General features: G+C 67.8%; 8 protein-coding genes. 4 read left to right on the top strand and 4 right to left on the bottom strand.

What is annotated here, in order from left to right; translation table 11 throughout:
- Positions 1-10: 10 nt before the first annotated feature.
- The 3 genes from CLT71_RS34000 to CLT71_RS33990 form a co-directional block, all read right to left on the bottom strand.
- Positions 11-6,826: a polymorphic toxin-type HINT domain-containing protein gene (locus CLT71_RS34000; protein ID WP_101370706.1), complete on the bottom strand. Its 6,816-nt coding sequence runs from the start codon at positions 6,824-6,826 to the stop codon at positions 11-13.
- Positions 6,827-6,915: 89 nt separating this feature from the next.
- Positions 6,916-10,377: a LamG-like jellyroll fold domain-containing protein gene (locus tag CLT71_RS33995; protein ID WP_486483752.1), complete on the bottom strand. Its 3,462-nt coding sequence runs from the start codon at positions 10,375-10,377 to the stop codon at positions 6,916-6,918.
- Between the two features lie 92 nt (positions 10,378-10,469).
- Positions 10,470-13,541, bottom strand: a complete 3,072-nt coding sequence (locus tag CLT71_RS33990; protein WP_486483751.1) for a DNRLRE domain-containing protein — start codon at positions 13,539-13,541, stop codon at positions 10,470-10,472.
- A gap of 447 nt (positions 13,542-13,988) precedes the next feature.
- Between CLT71_RS33990 and CLT71_RS33985 the strand changes: the two genes are divergently transcribed.
- The 4 genes from CLT71_RS33985 (at position 13,989) to CLT71_RS33970 (ending at position 17,274) form a co-directional block, all read left to right on the top strand.
- A complete protein-coding gene (locus tag CLT71_RS33985; RefSeq protein WP_486483599.1) occupies positions 13,989-14,255 on the top strand; it encodes an integrase in 267 nt (88 codons plus the stop codon).
- A 9-nt stretch (positions 14,256-14,264) separates the two neighbouring features.
- Complete coding sequence (locus tag CLT71_RS33980; RefSeq protein WP_101370704.1) at positions 14,265-14,693, top strand: NAD-glutamate dehydrogenase; 429 nt, start codon at positions 14,265-14,267, stop codon at positions 14,691-14,693.
- Positions 14,694-14,771: 78 nt separating this feature from the next.
- Positions 14,772-15,890 (top strand): IS630 family transposase, encoded by a 1,119-nt coding sequence (locus CLT71_RS33975; protein WP_486483598.1) that lies wholly within the window; start codon positions 14,772-14,774, stop codon positions 15,888-15,890.
- A gap of 121 nt (positions 15,891-16,011) precedes the next feature.
- Positions 16,012-17,274: an IS256 family transposase gene (locus CLT71_RS33970; protein ID WP_101370702.1), complete on the top strand. Its 1,263-nt coding sequence runs from the start codon at positions 16,012-16,014 to the stop codon at positions 17,272-17,274.
- 47 nt (positions 17,275-17,321) lie between these two features.
- Here the strand turns inward: CLT71_RS33970 and CLT71_RS33965 are convergent, their stop codons facing one another.
- A complete protein-coding gene (locus tag CLT71_RS33965) occupies positions 17,322-18,293 on the bottom strand; it encodes an IS481 family transposase (RefSeq protein ID WP_101370701.1) in 972 nt (323 codons plus the stop codon).
- Positions 18,294-18,342 lie beyond the last annotated feature (49 nt).

Genomic DNA, 18,342 nt, shown 5'->3' with positions numbered 1-18,342 from the left:
CACACATTCCTCACTTCGCAAACCACAGCCGGGTCTTACCCAGCGTCTCCGCAAGATCAGCCGAATCGGACACACTTAACCCTCCAGCTCTTGCAACGTTAACGCAGTGTGTCACGCAGCTATTGCTAACCCAGTCATATTCGGCTTGTCGGCCCTCGTTTCTGACCTTCCTTTGATATTCACGCGCGCCGGCGGGATTCGGGATCCGGATCGTCACTGAATCAATCGGCTTCATCGAGGAGTTCGGGCCGATCGGTTCTATAAAGGTACCGCCAGAGTATTGGGTCTGATGGGTATTGAGTGGCATACCCGGGCAGTCACAGATAGCAACGGAGAAATGGGGTAAGCCGCCATCACCTTCGTATTTGTACACGGTCATCGTGCCGCAGTTGTGGACGAGCAATGGGACGTCGCCCGCCAGCACGTAATACGTGTGGACGTCGGAGACGGTGAGGTTGTAGACGGTCGCTGTCTCGGTCCAGCGCTTGATCGCGTTGACCTGAACCCAGGTTCCGGCTGCGGTTTGGACGAGCTGGCCAACCTGCAGTTCGGACGCTGGCAGCCATGCCCTCAACTCGGGCAGCCAGAACGGATGCCCGGCGGTCGCTACCACCGCGCCAGTGGCCCCGCCAGCCGCACCGTCGAGATCAACGGAGATTTCGACCAGGTTCTTCACACCCTGACCGACAATCGTGGCCACAACTGTCTTGACCGCCGTCTCCCCAGTCTCCGGGTCGGTTGCGATGACTTGATCGCCAACCTTGACCTCATCGATCGGCTTTGAGGTCCCATCGGCCATACGCACTCGACTGCCGCCGGTGAAGCTGTTGCTCTCGCACGAGCCGCCACTCTTGCCGCCTTTTCCGCGCCCCCCGCTCTTTCCGCCTATTCCTCGACCGGAGCCTGTGCCGAATTCTTCCGCGTTTGCGATACCATGCAGCTTGATAATCTGCCATTCATAATCGCCGCAGTCCATTGCGCCACAAGCAATCATCAGGACGCTCGTGGCATCCCATGAACATTCGAAGTTGCAATGGTCGCCACCATACATCCGGTAGAACGTGCCCTTAGCCTGCCGGTATGCCTCTTCGAGACCCGGAGGCGCCCCCGGCGGAATCCGCAGTCCGTCGAACGGCACGGGCACCTTTGTTTCAGCCCTGTCCTGGCGCCAGGTGGCCTCGCGAAGCCGCCGCTTCTGCTCGTTGATCCGCTGCCGGCGCTTCCGATCCCGCTCCGCGGCGATCTTCGCACCGTTCCGGTAGTGCTTCTTGTACGGGCTGTTCGAGTAGGACGCCGCCTCCAGCGAACCGATCCGACCGGCGTACACGTCGTCGGGCAGCAACCCTGTCGGGTCGGAACGGGTGACCGGGTCGTTGTTGGCATAGCTGTAGCCGTTCCACTGCTGCGGATCCATCAGGTCCTGCACGGGATCCACGCTGATAAACCGGCCGATCGCCGGGTCGTACTCCCGGGCACCGAGGTGCGTAAGACCCGTGGTGGAGTCCTGGGTGCCGCCGACGAAGCCCTTCTCCGTCGGCCAGCTTCCGGCCGGCGGCTGTACTCCACGTGGCCCGCCGAACGGCGTCGACCTGCGGTGGATGATGTTCCCGTCGTCGTCGACGACCGCCTGCCCCGTGCCGTGCTGGTCCGCAGCCAGGTATGACAGCCCGTCGACCTTGCGTACGATCGCACCGCCGCCCGGCACCGGGTAGTACCGGGTGCCGTCGACCGCCCTGGTCGCGTGGTCGAGCCGCAACTCCATCCCCGGTAGGTAGAGCGTTGTGGCGTCCGGTTCCTTGCGCAGGATCCGAGCACCGTCTACGTCGTAGATGAAGCTGGTGGTCCTGCCGACCTCGGTGACTGACTCGACCCGCCCCTCCGGGTTCCAGACGAGGTCCTGTTCTTCGCCGACGGCGGTACGCCGGGTCGTGTTACCCGCGTCGTCGTACTCGTAGTTGTACAGCCGATCTCCGGCCGAGGTCCGCTCGGTTACCCGGGTCAGCGTGTGCGGCTGCGGCTGGCCCGGTTCCGGGTACTCATAGTCGCGCTCGACCAGAGACGAGCCGCCCGCCGCATGTTGGGTCTCGGTTGTCCGGTTACCGACCACGTCATAGGTGTAGGAGTGGTGGTACGGCGCGACCCCACCGACCCCACTGGTCGCCGGTCCCCCGGCGCACGGATCGGTCGCGGTGCTCGCCGTGGCCCACGCCCGGACGAGTTGGCGCAGGTAGTCGTAGTTGAAGCACTGGATGTCGCGGATCCCGCTGGGCGTGTCCGCGATCGACGTGACGTTGCCCGCCGGGTCGTAGCCGTAGCGGGCATCGATGTCGACGACCGGGGCGGTGCTACGGTCCAACCGGTGCCGGCTGAGCCGCTTCGAGCCCTGCTCGTACTCGTACGTCGACCACACCAGACCGGACCCGAGCGCGATCTGCGACTGGAGTACCTCGCCGGTCGAGGCGTAGTCGACGGCGGTCAGGTACGGCACGACACCCTCGGTGCCGATGAGCCGCCGTATGCTGTCGTACTCGTTCACGACGACCTCGAACGGTAGGCCGCCGCCGTCGGTCATGCCGACCGACTGGACAGTGCCGTCCCAGTTGTATTCCGTGCCGAAGCCGTAGAGCCCGGCCAGTTCCGCGCCGGCTGCCGCAGGCACCTCATACCAGGTCTGGTGCGGCCGGTAGAACTCGTCATAGTCCGTGTAGTAGGTGGTGTACTCGGCATCGTCGGCGAACCGGGTGGTGCTGGAAAGTTGCCCGAGCGTCGGGTCGTCGTATCGCCACCGGCTGAGCAGCTCACCGGTCTCGGCCGCACCGTGGTAGGTGCCGGTCTTGCGGCCGATCTCGTCAAAGGTGTGGCTGATCGTCTTGCCGGCGCCGTTGGTGCTGCTGACCAGCCGGTCGAGGTCGTCGTAACGATACGTCGACGTGCCCGCGTCCGGGTCGACCGTCTCGATCTTCCGGCCCCGCTGGTCGTAGGAGTGCCGCCAGATGTTGCCCGCCGGATCCTTCATCGTCGCGAGGTGGCCGGCCGACGTGTAGGTGTACTCGGTCTTGTCGGCGTCCCCGGACGGACCGCTGCCCTTGTACTGCCGAATCTCCACGACCTTGCCGAGGGCGTTGGTGAACGTGGTGCGCGGCGTTCCGCCCTCCGGCGGGTCGACGGAAACCCAGTCACCTCCATAGGTCGTCGTCGTGCGCCATTTCTCCACCCCGGCGACAGCGAAGATCTCGTGCCTTACCCGGTCCGCGCCGTCGTAGACGAAGAGCGTCTGTCCGTCCACGTCGCCGTTGTTGACTGGAAGTATCTCTGCGCGTGGCGCACCGACCGCCGGGTATGGGTCGTAGGTCTTGTCGACCTGCCCGGTAGGGGTGTAGAAGGTGTCGGCGACCAGGCGGAGCGTGCCCGGTCCCTCGGTCTGGGACTGCCTGGCCCGCAGGAATCCGTCGTACAACTGGTAGCTGACCCGGTAGGTGGCGTCGACGCGCCGCTCCTCCGACTTGACCGCGACCGCTTTGTCGGTTTCGATCAGGTAGGTGTACTTGAAGTTGGGCGCCAGTCCCGGCACGGTACTGGTGTTCGGCAGCCACACTTTCGCCAGCCGGCCGAGTGGGTCGTACTCCGAAAGCGTCTTGTAGCCGTTTGGATCCTGCACGCCGATCTGGGTGCCCCAGGCCGGGTGGTATTCGGTGACGGTCTCATGCTCCAGCGGATTGACCTGGACAACCTTCGTCGTCAGGCCGTGCGTCTCGGTATAGGTGGTGCGGGTGACCTCGCCGAGCGCGTTGGTCGCGGTCAGCGGCCGACCGTAGCTGTCGAACGTTCCTTCGGCGACCCGCACGTAGGTCGGGGTGGTGCCGTCGTGGCTGGCCAGCCGTTCGGACCGGGTGGGATTGCCCGTCGTCGGCGGGACCCCATAGGCCTTGCCGTCGAACCAGGTCCGGACGTCGTTGAGGAGCTGCGTCCGGCGGTCCGGTGTGGCCGAGCACAGCACCGACACCGTTTCGGTCCGGGCGATGAGGGAATAGAGGTGGGCCGTTGGGTTGTCCGCGTAGGTTGACCGAGTGCAGTCCTCGTCACCGTCCTTGCTGACGTCGCCCTCGTTCTCGCTCCGAACGATCCGGCCGTAGGTCGTTTCGAAGACCGAGGAACTCCTCGTCTCCCGCCATTGGCCGGACCCGAGTGCGGTCAGGCTACGGGTGGCGGTGGTGTTGACGAAGTACGCCCGCTTGGTCATCCCGCTGTGCGACTCGGTCGCGGTGTTGTGCCGCCACGGCGTGCTGAGCGTCTTCGTCATCTCGGTCGCGCCGTCGAACGACTTGCTCTCGTACTCGAAGCCGGAGTACTCGTCGTGGTCGACGTGGCTGGTTCCGGTCGAGTCGGTGACGGTGATCGAGCGGGTGCCGCCGGTCGGGTTCTTGTCGCCGTGCATGCCGCGCAGGTAGTAGTACTCGTTCCTGGTGGTCATGGTCTGGCCGCTGCCGCTGGTCACCTCGACCCGGCCGTAACCGCGCCACTCGCTCCAGGTCAGGTCCTTGGCCTTGGTGATTCCGTCCGGCTCGCTGTGCCGCCAGGCCGCGTCGCCGTGGTACCTGTACCGGGTCACCATGTCCGGGGCACCACCGGTCCGGTCGGTGCCGATCACCTCGGCGACGACGTACTTGTGGAACCAGTCCGTGATGTCGTTCTCGGTACCGGTCGGATCCCACTTCACCGGATAGCAGCGTCGGGTGCTGTTCCCCGGAGTCGGCAGGTTGCCCTCGGTGCAGTCCTCGTCCGCGTAGGTGATGTCGAGCTGGCCACCCGTGTCGGTGTAGACGGTCGCCAGCCGGAACCGAACCAGCGGCGCGACCTGGTCCCCGGTCTTGTCGATGCGGTTCGGTTTCTGCAGACCGGCGAATTCGATGTACGGCATGTCGATGCTGCCGTTGACCAAACCGGTGTGGGTCAGCTTGTAGAGCCAGAGGGTCCGGCTGCCGTCACCATTGTCGGTGAACAGATGCTCGAGCTTCCACCGATCCACCGGGGTCCACCCGCTGGCGCCCCGAATCTCAGTGGTGACGGCGGTGAGCCGCTTCCGGGTCCAGAACGTCGGACTGACCTGGTCCAGCTTGCACTTGGTGTCCTTGGCACAGTTGCGGTCCCACGGCACGTCGTGCCAACGGGCGGCCGTGGCGTCGGTCAGATCCTCCGGGTCGCAGTTGGCGGGAGCCGAGAGGCACCGCTCCGCGGTGTCGAACCGGACCCGGGCCGGGGCGTTGGTGCTGTAGACCGCGCCGTCCCGCTGGCCGTAGTCGATTCGCTTGAGCCAGCCGCCCCGGTGGTACTCGTCGCCGTTGACGTCGGTACGCCCACCACGCGCGTAGTAGTTACTCTCCCGACCGTAGAAGTACGAGACGACCTGACCGTTGCGGTCCTTGACATAGTCGAGGTTCCACCGCCACGCCTGGTCGCAGTACGACTCCGCGAAGGTGGACTTCTTGCACGGCTCGTCGACCCCGTTCACAGTGTCGTCCCCGTAGACCGGCACGGTCCAGGTGGAGAGGGTCTCCTCCTTGTTCGCGGACCAGCCGGGCAGTCGGTTCAGGCCGAAGTAGTACTCGATGCCGTCGACGGTAGTAATCCGCCAGTACTCGCCGTCGTTGTCACCGTTCGTCGCGCCGGCCAGCTTCTCGATCTTGGATCCGTCGTCACTGGCCGGCCGCCAGGTGTTGCCGTCCCTCACCAGCTCGGTGGAGGACCCGTTGAGCAGCATCGTGGCGTTGTCGAACGCCCAGCACTGGTCGGCGGACTGGTCGTGGCCGTCGTCCTTGCACGACTTGTACCGCCGCTCGATGTGACCCGGCTCGTAGCTGAAACCCTCACCGATCCAGGAACCCTGGTTGTTGGTGGTCGCGGTCCGCCCGTCCACCGCCTGCGACGAGTACGCCAGACCGACGTTGGGCCCGCCCTCACCGGGAACCGGCGGCATCCGCAGCGGGTATGACCAGGTGAACCCACCGCTCGACGCCGAGACCGACCACTTGGCCGACGGGGAGAGCTGGGTGGCCGCGTACGAGCCCTGCGAGGAAGAGTCGGCGGCGACCATCGCGTAGAGACCACTGCCGCCGGCCGGGGTGGTCGCCTCGGCGGCCAGGGTGCGGTCCTCGCCGTTGTTGCGGGTCGGCACCGGCTCTGCCGCGCACTCCGCCCGGTCCGGCGTGCTCAGCGCACACTCGGGGAGCCGCGCCAGACGCAGCCGCGCCCCGAAGTCACCGCCGTAGAGGTTGGCGATCCCTTCGTACCCCACGGTCAGCCCGACCTTTGCGGCGGACCGTTGCCCATCCGTGCGACCCAGCCGGAACACCGGGCCGTCGACCCGGGCTCGCTGGGACGTCGCGCGGTCCAGCACCTCGACCCGGACCCGGCCCGGAGTCGAGACATCGCCAGCGGCGGCGCGCTCCCCGGCAGCCGGCGGGGCGACCGAGACGGTGAGCCCACCGGCTTTCACACCGGCGGCCGATGCGGCCCTGCCGGCAGGTGCGGTGGTCACGGGAATCTCCGCCGAGCCCGGCGCCGGCCAGGAGACCGGTACGGAGTCCTGGACCGCCGCCTCGAACGCCTCGTTCGGCTTCCGGTCCTTGACAGCCAGCGCCGGACGCTCCGGGACCTTCCGGGTCGGGTCGACGACCTCCGGCCTCTCCTGGCCGGCCGGTGCGGCCGAGGCCGGTGAGCTGGCCAACTCGGCCAGGGCGACGCACATCACCCCGGCCATCACCCAACAGAGCGGCCTGACCACCCGGCGCTGGAACGCGCCGGACGCGACCAAGACTCGGGAGAACATCGATTCCTCCAGGACGGGTAGTCAGGGGCATGGTCGGCCATTGGGACGGCCGGCGGGCCCGGATAGGGACCCGCCGGTCGTCCCGGTCGTCAGTAGGTCGGTTGTTCCCGGAGCGGGTTGGTTATCCGCTGGACCAGGGTCCGGTCGGCGACACCGCTGTAGATTCGGACGTCGTCGATGGCGCCGGACAGGTGCTCGCCGTGCGCGTTGTCGACAAAGGCCCGGCCGAGCTGCAAGCCTCCGGCCGCATGGAACGGCGAGACCAGATCAATCGACTCGACCACCTCACCGTTGAGGTAGAAGAGCATCTCCCGGGTGTAGCCGTTGTAGACCACCGCGACGTGGTCGCCTCGGCCGTTCGTCTTCGGCGCCTGCTCCGAGTCCCGAACGATCGGTTCAGCGTCCGCCACGTCATTGTCGCGTACCGCCAGTTGCCATCGGCCTTCGGCGGTGCACCGCACGCTGACGGCGGTGTTATGCGCCCCCTTGAGGGACAGCACGGTCATCGGGGTGCCGAAACAACTGCTCTCCAGCCGGACGCGGGCGGCGATCGTGAAGCTGCCTGCCGTGTCGGCGTTGGCCGTCGTGCTGGCGTACGAGGCGGGCTCGCCGCTCAGCGACAGGTGGCCGCCGCCGAGCAGCGCCGTCGCCGGATGGCGGAAGATGGACGCCTCGGCGCCGAGGGTCTGGCCGGTACCGCCGTCGTACTCCGGGCTGGTCGTTCCGGCCACGGTGTTGAGCTGCCAGTACGCCGTCCGGCGCGGAGCCGTCTTCTTCAGCCCGTCAACCTCACCGGCTTGGACCAGCCGGTCGAAAACGGAGACGTCCGCCAGGTCGCCGCCCCAGTGATCGGTGTAGCCGTGCTTGGTCAGCCGGCGGCCCAACTGGACGGCACCCCGGGACTTGCTCTGGGAGCGCCGCTGCGCGGTCACCGGCGCCGCGTCGCCGACCTGGAGCGACATCACCCGCTGTACGCCGTCGTAGCTCGCGGCCAGGAACGTCCACCCAGTGGTTGCCCCGGGAACGGAGACCTTCCACTCGCCCAACGAGACGACGTCGTTGACCGGCATCCGGAAGACCCATGCGCCGCCCTCGACGCCGAGGCTGAAGCCCGGTTCGCCGGAGCCGTCCTGGCTGACCGCCACCTGCCGCCGGTTGACGTCGGTCACCTTCACCCAGGCGGTCACCGCGAAACTGTTCGCGGTGTCGGTCAGCACGTTCTCCTCGGTGGCGAGGTAGCCGTTCGCGGTGCCGTTGAGCCGGGCCGCCGTGTCGGCGGGCCCGCCGGGACCCGGCACGCCGAACGTCACCCCGGTGCCGACCGAGGCGTTGAAGCCGCCGTACGCGTCACCCGCGTCGCGCGCCCCCGCCACCTCGGTCAGCGCCCACTGCGCCGTCGGCGGACGTTTGCCGACTCGGAAGGTGCAGGTGGCGATGCTGCTGGACCGACCACCCCGGTCGAAGGCCTTGACGGTGACGAACCGCGGTCCTTCCCGGTCCGGCAGCCACTGCACCGTCACCGGTCCGCCTGCCACGGACGGCACCACCCTGTTGTCAGGAAGGGGGTTGGTGTTGAACCCGTACTCGTACGCGACCACGTCCGTGGCGGCCGAGTCGAAGGTGAAGCTGCTGTGAACGCCGATCGAGCCGCGCCACTCGTCGTCGGACAGGCACAGGTGCGCGTCGGGCGTTCCGTTGTCGGCCGCGTCGAGCGGCAGGAACTGCGGTGAGTCGACGTCCGGCGCGCTGGGGCTGGTCTTGTCGAAGATGAACTCGCAGCGGCTGCGACCCGTCGAACTCCACCCACCCCAGGTGGTGTTGTCGCTCGCTCGGACGTCCCAGGAGATCACCACGTCCTGCGGAATGTCGGCCGGAACCACGTATTCGAACCTGGAGCCACTGGACTTCAGACCAGTGACGTAGGAACGGGTCTGCGCGGTGCCGCCCGGCGGGGTCCAGGTCACCCGGAACTCGCCCTTGACCTGCTCCGCATGCGCGGAGGAGTGGTCCGGATCGCGCAGCACCGCAGTAAGCTTCGGCGGGGTGTCGACGTACGGGCGGCTGGCCCCAGAGAGGCAGTCGCCGCCCGGGGACTGCTTCAGATCAGCCAGGTTCGGCATCGACGGGGCCCGGTTGTACCGGACCGAGAGCACCGCGTTGTCGCAGAACCGCTTGCTGTGTTGCGAGTTGGTCTCGTTGGTGGCCTTCAAGCCGAGGGTGATCGATGCTGTGCCGCGCGCGGCGGCGAGATCTACCGCCTCCTTGACGTTCCAGCCGGCGTTCTGGTTGGTGGACGTACACGTCGACTGGGTGCCGGTCGGTGACCTGGTGTCCAGCAGGTTGGCGCCGGAGTCCCAGTTCGCTCCGCCCGGCTGGTTGCCCCAGTTCGTCGAGGAGCTGATCCCTCTCGGCATCAGATAGATCGACGCCGCACGGGCGGTGGAGTTCCAGGCGTGCTGCATGGTCACCCGGAACTCCGCACTGAGGATCGTTTTGCCAGAGTACGGGGTGGCCAGGGTGTAGAGCAGTCGCTTCACTTTGGAGTTGTTGCAGGAGTTCGGGCAGAGCCCGATCCGCTCGTGCCGCTTGCCGTCGAACTTCCAGTACTCCTCGCTCGGGTAACCGCTGTCCACCATCGCCCACGAGCTGTTGGTGGTCGCCTGCCAGACCGGGTCGAGGTAGACGGGCCAGTTCGTGGCCGGGTCGGCCAGCATTGCCGCGTCCGGAGTCAGCGTGAGCACGCCGTCAGCGAGGGTCAGGTCGACCGGCGCCACAGTGGCACCCTCCGGCGGGCCCCAGGTCGACTCGTAGTCGGACGGGTCGCCGGTCCGGGCCGCTCCGACGGTCTCCGGCTCGCCGCTGTCCCACATGATCGGGGCGTTCGCCTCGAAGACCGGGTTTCCGGTCGCCGGGTCGAGCGCCGCGATTCCGCCCTCCTCCGTCTCCTGCACGGTGAAGCCCACTGCCGAGACCCCGAGTTCCAGATTCTGCAACTCGGGCAGGTTCGCCGCTTCCGGGGTCTTCAGGACGATGACGTGCGCGAAGCCCTCGATCGTCGCGTTGACCACCAGGTCGACGTCCGGGAAAACTCCCGGGTAGACGGCCTGGTCACCGTTGAGCGTCGGAGCCGGCAGCGGATACGGCCACTGCAGGGCCATCGACCTGTTCTCCCGGGTCACCACCGCCAACGGCGCGGCACCCCCGCCGGAGAACCGCACGTCGATCAGCGCGGCGGTCGGCGCGATGCTGCCGTCGGGCTGCCGTACCAGCGTCGCGTCGGCCGGGACCCAGGTGTCACCCTGGATGACCCGGACCGGCTGGGCATGGTCGTTGGCCACCAGGCTCCCATCCGGCTGGGCAAAGACGTCGCGGTACTCGCTGCGGTAGGCGAGCACCTCCACCGGCTGGTTGAGGGCCGCCGCCGCCACGATCGCCTCGGCCTCACTGTCCCGGACCAACTCCTCCTCGACCGCCACCGGCGCAGCCTGCGGCGCCGCGTCCGGCTCCGGCGCGAGCACCGCCGGAGAGAGCAGACCGGCCAGGCCTGCCAGCAGGCCGAGGAGAACAAGGCGACTCCGCCGTCGCGTCCGACCAGCCACCCTGCCGTCCTCCCCCGCCACGCTGTGCATGTCCATGCGTTCCATCACCCGATCGCCGCGCCGAGAGCGACCTCGTCGGCGGGTAGACCACCCTCGCCGGGCCGCCACACCTTGACCGGTGTCGTACTGCCGGCGGCCAGATCCGACCAGGCCAGCGCGTACACCGCGCCGTCGCCGTACGGGCTGCCCAGGTAGAGATGCTGCCGGGTCGCGCCGAGGCCCAGGCCGAGGAGTTCCCGCGCGAGCGGACTACCCGGCAGGCTGCCGTTGTCCCGCGCAAGCAGCACCGAGCTGGTGACCGGGTTGGCGGCGGCGCCGAAGACCTGCACGACGCCCGCGTCCACGGAGCCGGCCAGATCCTGACCCGGCGCCGCGACCGCGACCATCAGCGTCTGTGGGGTGGCCACGTCGCCGGGTGCGGTGTTCACTACCAGCACCCGCTCGCCGAAGTAGTCGCCCTCCTCGGCAACCCCGGGCAGCCCTTCAAAGCCCTGGCCGACAGCGTTGACCCCGGAGGCCCCGGTCGCGGTGACGTGGAACCGGTGCGCCTTGCCGACATCGGTCTTCGCGCCCACCCGGTCCCCCGGGCCGCCGACCACCAGGAACGAGTCAGGCTGTCCGGCCGGCGCGCCGGTGGGCCGGTAGCCGACCATCGACACCGACTTGCCGAAGTTCGAGTTGGGGGAGCCCGGCCCGCCAGTCTTGTCCGCGATCCACTTCGGACGACCGGAGACCAGTTCGTGCGAGTAGACCGTGATCGCTCCGGCGAACTGCGCGCCGTTCGGCGTCGTCTCGCCCGGCCGGCCCGCCGCTATGTGGTACGCCGATCCGGTGACCGAGTAGCCGAACCGGTCATCGGTCTCGTTGCTGTCGGTGGAGCCGGTCACCGCCTGGTCGAGTACCACGTTGACCGCGCCGCGCAGATAGTGGACCAGCCCGGCGTCGACCGCCGTGCCGAGATCCTCCCCCGGTGCGCCGATCAGCAGGTACGGCTCACCCGAGGCGGTCCGGCCGCCGGCGACTGAGTAGCCGAACCAGTCCTCCGCCTCCAGGGCGTCCGGGGTGCTGCCGACGTCCTGGTGAAAGGTCAGCGACGCGGGCCCCATGGTCAGCCCGGCCGGCGAGCCCAGCAGCACGTACACCACACCCACGTCGGCGAGGTTGTTCAGGTCCTCGTACGGCACCCCGACAGCCAGGTCGGTGCAGCCGTCGTTATTGGCGTCGTAGCTGGAGATCGAGGTGCCGAAGCCGTCCCCGGCCTCCGCCCCGCCGGAGACCCCCGAGTTGCTCTCGTGCAGGGTCTGCACGGTACTGCTGCCGCCGTAACTGACGTGGATCTGCCCGGCCTTTGCGAAGCCGTTCACTGTGGCCTCCGGGTCGGCGATGGCGATGTCGACCACCCCGTCACCGTTGAAATCGCTCTCAGCGCCACCGGCGCAGCCGCCGGCCGGCGGCGCGGTGACGTAAACCGTCATTTCGCAGAACGACGACCAGACGTCGCTGCCGGCCACGCCGTCCGCCGCCTTCACCCGCCACCGGTACGTACCACCCTCGACGAACGCACCGGCCGGCACGGTCACCGCCGCCGTCGCCCCGGAGGCGACCCCGGTGAAGGTGGTTGTGCCGATCGGGGTGCTGGCGTTCATCGCCCACCACTCGAAGGTGACCGACATCGTCGTACCGTCACCGTCGGAGACGGTGGCCCGCAATTGCGGGGTAAGTGTGTTGACAAGCGGCCGGCCCGCCCCGGTCACGCAGGCTGACGCCGGCACCGTCGTCCGAGCCGTGACCGTCGGCCACGAGTTGTACGTCACCGACGCCTTCGGGTCCTCCGCAGCGACGTCACCTTCCCGAGACCGGAACTGTTTGAAGCCGGCCGGCACCGTCTCGTCGGTGGCCCGGATGCCCATCCCGGCCCGGGTGCTGCCGGCGGTAGCGGCCCGCTGGAAGAAGCTCTTCCCGTCGACCGTCGCCCAGGCGTCGGCACAGTTGGTCGACCCGTGTGTTGCCAGGGAGATCGCTTCCTGCTGGTGCCAGGTGGGCTGACTGGTGAACCGGGTGCTGTAGGTGGACGGGTCGGTCGACCAGATCTCCCACGAGGTGGGTGTGCAGGTGTGTGACCAGAAATTCCACAACGAGACCGTGGCAGCGGTGATCTGCTTGCCGGCCAGCACCGTCGTGTCCCAGGTAATAAACGAGCGGGCCAGTGTCGGTGGGGTGGTGGCCAACAGGCCGATCTGGAGGTCCGGCTCCTGGTTCTGGTCGGTGTTCACCGTCTCGCGCACGTAGGTGTCAAAGGTCGTGCCGAGTGGGTTCACCGTCGGGTCGATGGTGACCGGGAACGCCGTCGACCGGCTGTGCAGCCAGGCCGGGTCCGGAGTCAGGGTCAGTTCGACCCGGCCACCCCGGTCGATGACGTCGGTCCGGACCGACCGACGCGACGCAGGAGCACCCGTACGGTCCGTCTTCGCGTCCCACATCAACGGGGCCGGAATCCGTGCGGTGGCGGTACCCGTCCGGTCGGTCAGCGTGATGGCACCGTCCGGCTCGCGGCGGGATGCCGCGACTCCGGAACCGATCAGCGGAAACCGGACCTGCGTGATCCGCTCGATCGCGGCCCGCGTCTTGACCAGCAGGAACTGCTCGAAGCCGAGCCGGGTCGCCTCGACGACGAGGTCGACACCGGGCAGCGCGTCCACGTAGGTGGCACGGTTGCCGTCCAGCGTCGGAGTCGGCAGCGCGCCCGACCAGAGCATCGCGACACGGTTGTCATCCGCACCAATCGCGGCCAGCTCGTGCTCACCGGCACCCCGCGCCCCGGCGATCCGAAGGCCGTTCGGATGGCCCGCCGGCTGCACCGTGCCGTCGGCACTCGGTCTCAGCCTGAGGTCGACCGGTATCCAATCGGCACCCCGCCGGAACCGCTGCACTCCGGTAGCGATTTCGGCCCGGAAACTGCCGTCGGGCAGCGCCCACACCTGCGTGGTCTCTGAGGTCAGGCTCTCGACCTGCACCGGGGCACCGGACTCACGGGCTGCACGCAGGGAGCGGGCCTCGTCGGACTGTTCGCGGACTCCCCCGGCGACACCATCCGGGCTGGCCGCCTCGTAGCGGATCGGCTCTCCCGTTACGCCGATCAGGGCAGCCGCCGTGGCCAGAGCCAGGCAGGACCGTACAACCGCAGCCAGCGAGCCCGCCACGTCCACTCCCCCGCGTCAATCCGTGATGTGCACGGAACTCTATGGATTCGTCACGGAGCACACAAGCGAAATTACAAACCGTGAGGACGGATCAGCCAAAGTGGACAAGACAACCGCCATGATCACTTCTGGGTAGCCGGCAAGGGGCATCCAGCGCTGCGGCAAGGTGGATCAGGAGGGTCTGTACCAGGTGGTACTGAGCTGGTCCATGACCGCGCCCGCCAGCCGGGTCTGCATCGTAGTCACAGGAGAGAGTTACGGGCACACCGCCACCGCAGGCTCGGCGGTCGCCACCCTCAGCACCGACCGATCCACTCGCCCTACGCGACGAGTACCACGACCTCCAGACCGCCGGGGATCAGAGTGATCCAGGTCGACGAGCCCGCGCTACGCGAAATGCCCAACCGGTACCCACGACCAACCTCGACGAACCAGGTTCATCTGCTGCGCGCCCTGCGCGAGTACGAAGGCCACCACAACGAACATCCTCCTCACCGGGGCATCGCGAACGGCCGACCGCTACGTCCGCTGCCCAAGCCGATCACCGAACCCGCCACGCTGACACACCTGCACGTCCACCGACACGACCGACTCGGCGGGCTCCTCCACGAATACGATCGTGCCGCCTGACCAGCGCGGATGAGATTTTCGGCACCCGCAACGCTGACCACAGCCGAACGCGATACGCAGCTCGCCGACCTAGCCAGCGACCTTTCTGAACTCGTGTTGCGTGACAGCTACCACCAAGCCCACGCCCTGGCCAGCGCCCACGCGCAGGCGCTGTCGCAATTGCGAACCCACCGGAGCGCGATCGCCGAGCTGGAACGCTCAGGTGTGTTCAACCGCGATGACCAGGCGTTGCCGGATGACGACGAGATCGAGAGACGATTCCACGCGGGCCTCGGCTTGGCGGCGGCGGAGCTGGCGATCCTCCGCTCGTCCGTGCTGACGGAGCTTCAACGTCACCTAATCGGGTTGAGCGTCACAGGCGAGGAGTGGACGCAGGAGTACCTGACGAACTATTTCCCAGCCAGGTTCCTGCAGCGCCATTGCGAGCTAGTGCCGTGACCACGAACGTTCACGGTGTTGCATGACACGCCGTGGGGCCTGTCGGCCGGGCGGCGTCGTAGCGGTCAGGCTGTAGCGGTGGCAGATCCTGTACGCGTGCGGCGGCTGAGTGATCAGGAAGGTCAGCAGCTGCTCAGAATCACCCGCCGGGGAACCGGTTCCCCGATCCGACTGCGACGGGCGATGGTCGTGCTCGCCTCGGCCGGTGGGAACACGGTGCCGGCGATCGCCCGCCTCGTCCAGGCCGATGAGGACACGATCCGGCAGGTCATCCACCGGTTCAACGAGATGGGGATGGCCTGCCTGGACCCTCAGTGGGCGGGTGGCCGTCCCCGCCAGATCAGTAGCGACGAGGAACAGTTCATCGTCGAGACGGCCAATACCCGCCCCGAGAAGCTGGGACGCCCGTTCACCCGCTGGAGCGTACGCAAGCTCGCCGAGCACCTGAGCTCGGATACCGCCCGCCGGATCCGTATCGGTCGAGAACGGCTGCGGCAGATTCTGCACCAGCACAAGATCACCTTTCAACGGACGAAGACGTGGAAGGAGTCCACCGACCCTGACCGGGACGCCAAGCTCGCCCGGATCGAGTACGTGAGCAGCCGCTTCCCGCAGCGAGTGTTCGCGTTCGACGAGTTCGGGCCTCTGGTGATCCGGCCGCAGGCCGGTGCTGGTTGGGCTCCGGCAGGGCATCCCCACCGGCTGCCCGCGAACTATCACAAGCTGCACGGGGTCCGGCAGTTCCACGGCTGCTACTCCGTTGGTGACGACCAGCTCTGGGGCGTCGTCCGGCGGCGCAAGAGCGCGGCGAACACCCTCGCCGCGCTCAAGTCGATCCGCGCCGCCCGCCCGGACGGTGCACCGATCTACGTGATCCTGGACAACTTGTCGGCTCACAAGGGCTCGAAGATCCGCAGGTGGGCGGCCCGCAACAAGGTCGAGCTCTGCTTCACTCCGACCTACGCCTCCTGGGCCAACCCAATCGAGGCCCAGTTCGGGCCACTACGCACCTTCGTCATCGCCGGCTCGAACCACCCCAACCACCCCGCGCTGACCCGGAAACTGCAGGCATACCTGCGCTGGCGCAACGCCAACGCCCGCCACCCCGACGTCCTGGCCGCCCAACGCCGCGAACGCGCCCGCATCCGCAGCGAACGACAACGACGCTGGGGCCAACCCGCCACCCGAGCAGCCTGACCCCAACACCGCGAACGTTCGTGGTCACGGCACTAGCTGTAGGGACTGCGTAGATTTCCGTGTTTGACCTGGGTGTGGTCCGTTGGACAGGACGTTGATCCTGTCCGGGAAGGACCATGTCATGGCAGACAAGAAGAACGCTGTTCAGCTTCCGCGGCCGTCGGCGGCGGAGGTGGAGTTCGCTCAGCAACTGGTCGAGCGGGCCAAGGCCGACGGAGTCTCGTTGGTCGGGCCGGGTGGGCTCCTCGCGGGAATCACCCGGACGGTTCTTGAGTCAGCGCTCGGTGCGGAGCTGGACGCGCACCTCGACGAGGCCGGTGTCGATGAGGCGACCGGCCGGCGGGTCAACATCCGTAACGGGCACGGAGGCAAGACGGTGCAGACCGAGGTCGGGCCGGTGCGGATCCAGGTCCCGAGGGACCGGGCGGGTTCGTTCACGCCGCGGATCGTCCCGAAGCACGCCCGCAGGTTGGACGGGTTCAACGAGGCGATCCTGTCGCTGTACGCGAAGGGCTTGACGACCGGGGAGATCTCCGCGCACCTGGCGGACGTGTATGACGCCGACGTGTCCCGGGAGTTGATCAGCCGGGTCACCGACAGCGTCGTGGACGAGATGGAAGCGTGGCGGCAGCGGCCTCTGGACCGGATCTATCCGGTGGTGTTCATCGACGCCCTGGTGATGAAGATTCGGCAGGGGCAGGTCGCGAACCGGCCCGTCTACGTCGTCGTCGGCATCAGTCTCGACGGGGAACGTGACGTGCTCGGTATGTGGGCCGGCACCGGCGGTGAGGGCGCCAAGCAGTGGGCCGGCTACCTTACCGAGCTGCGTAACCGTGGTGTGGAGGACGTGTTCATGGTCTGCTCCGACGGCTTGAAGGGCATGACCGATGCGATCGAGCAGGTGTGGCCGCAGGCGGTGCACCAGCAGTGCGTCGTGCACCTCGTCAGAGCGAGTCTGCGCTACACGAATCGCAAGGACTGGCAGAAGATCACCCCCGCCCTGCGGGAGATCTACACCGCCCCCACCGTCGCGGCTGCGGAGGCCCGCTTCGAGGCCTTCGCCGCCGAGTTCGGCGACCAGTACCCCGCCGTGATCCGGCTCTGGCGGACCTCCTGGCCGCAGTTCGTGCCGTTCCTCGACTACGACCACGAGGTCCGCAAGGTCCTCTACACCACCAACATCATCGAGAGCCTCAACGCCCGGTTCCGGCAAGCCGCCCGCCGGCGCGGACACTTCCCGACCGAGCAGGCCGCGATGAAAGTCCTCTACCTCGTCGTCCAGCAGAAACGCCGGGGTGGCGGGAGCATCACCGGCCGGGTCTACGGTTGGGCCAAGGCCCTGAACGCCCTGATCCTCGCCTACGGCGACCGGATCACCATCTAACAACCTCGATCACACCACAGGCCCAAACACGGAAATCGACACACTCCCTAGCTGTAGGGACCAGCACCGTTGTTGACGCGGCTGATGGGTGGTTGGCCGCCGAGTGAGGTGTGCCCGCGATGGTAGTTGTAGGTGTGGAGGAAGGCGGGTAGAGCCTCGGCGCGGTGTTGGTTGCTGGTGTAGGGCTGTTGGTAGGCCCATTCGTCGAGCAGGGTGCGGTTGAAGCGTTCGGCTTTGCCGTTGGTCTGTGGCCGGTAGCGGCGGGTGAAGCGGGCTTGGGCGCCGAGGTCGGTCAGGGCTTGGTGCCATGCTCGGCCGCGTCGGTAGGCCAGGGCGTTGTCGGTCATGACTCGTTCGATGCCGGTGATGCCGAGGGCGGCGAAGTGTCTGGCGGCGCGGCGGAGGAAGTCGGCGCAGGTGGTGGTCTTCTCGTCGGGGTGGATTTCGGCGTAGGCGAGGCGGGTGTGGTCGTCGACGGCGCAGTGGACGTAGTCGAAGCCGACTCGGGTGCCGTAGCGGGTGCGGCGGTGTTCGAGGCTGTCGCGGCCGTGGGCTCGCCAGCCGCCGCCGTCGCGGAGGCGGCCGAGTTTCTTGACGTCGACGTGGATGAGTTCGCCGGGGTGGTCGCGTTCGTAGCGGCGTACGGGTTGGCCGGTGGGCCGGTCCAGCCAGGCCAGGCGGTGCAGCCCGTGGCGGGTCAGGACGGCGTGCACGGTCGAGGCGGCAAGGCCGAGCAGTGGGGCGAGTCGGCGGGGGCCGAGTTTGCGGGTGGTCCGCAGGTGGCAGACCAGATGTTCGACCTCGGGCGGGGTTTTGCGAGGCAGCCGGTGGGCGGTGCTGGGCCGGTCGTGCAGACCCGGGTCGCCTTCGGCTCGCCAGCGGGCCAGCCACTTGTAGCCGGTGGCGCGTGAGCAGCCCAGCTCCTTGACCACGTGCGCGACCGGACGGCCCTGGTCGATGACACGCGTGATGAGCAGGCGGCGGGCGTACACGGTCAGCCGGGCGTTACGGTGGGCCATAGAGACCTCCGGTAGGTATGGGCGTCAGCACCTCACACCTCGCCGGAGG

Source organism: Plantactinospora sp. CNZ320, from assembly GCF_002846275.1.
This window is presented reverse-complemented; position numbering and strand designations above follow the sequence as displayed.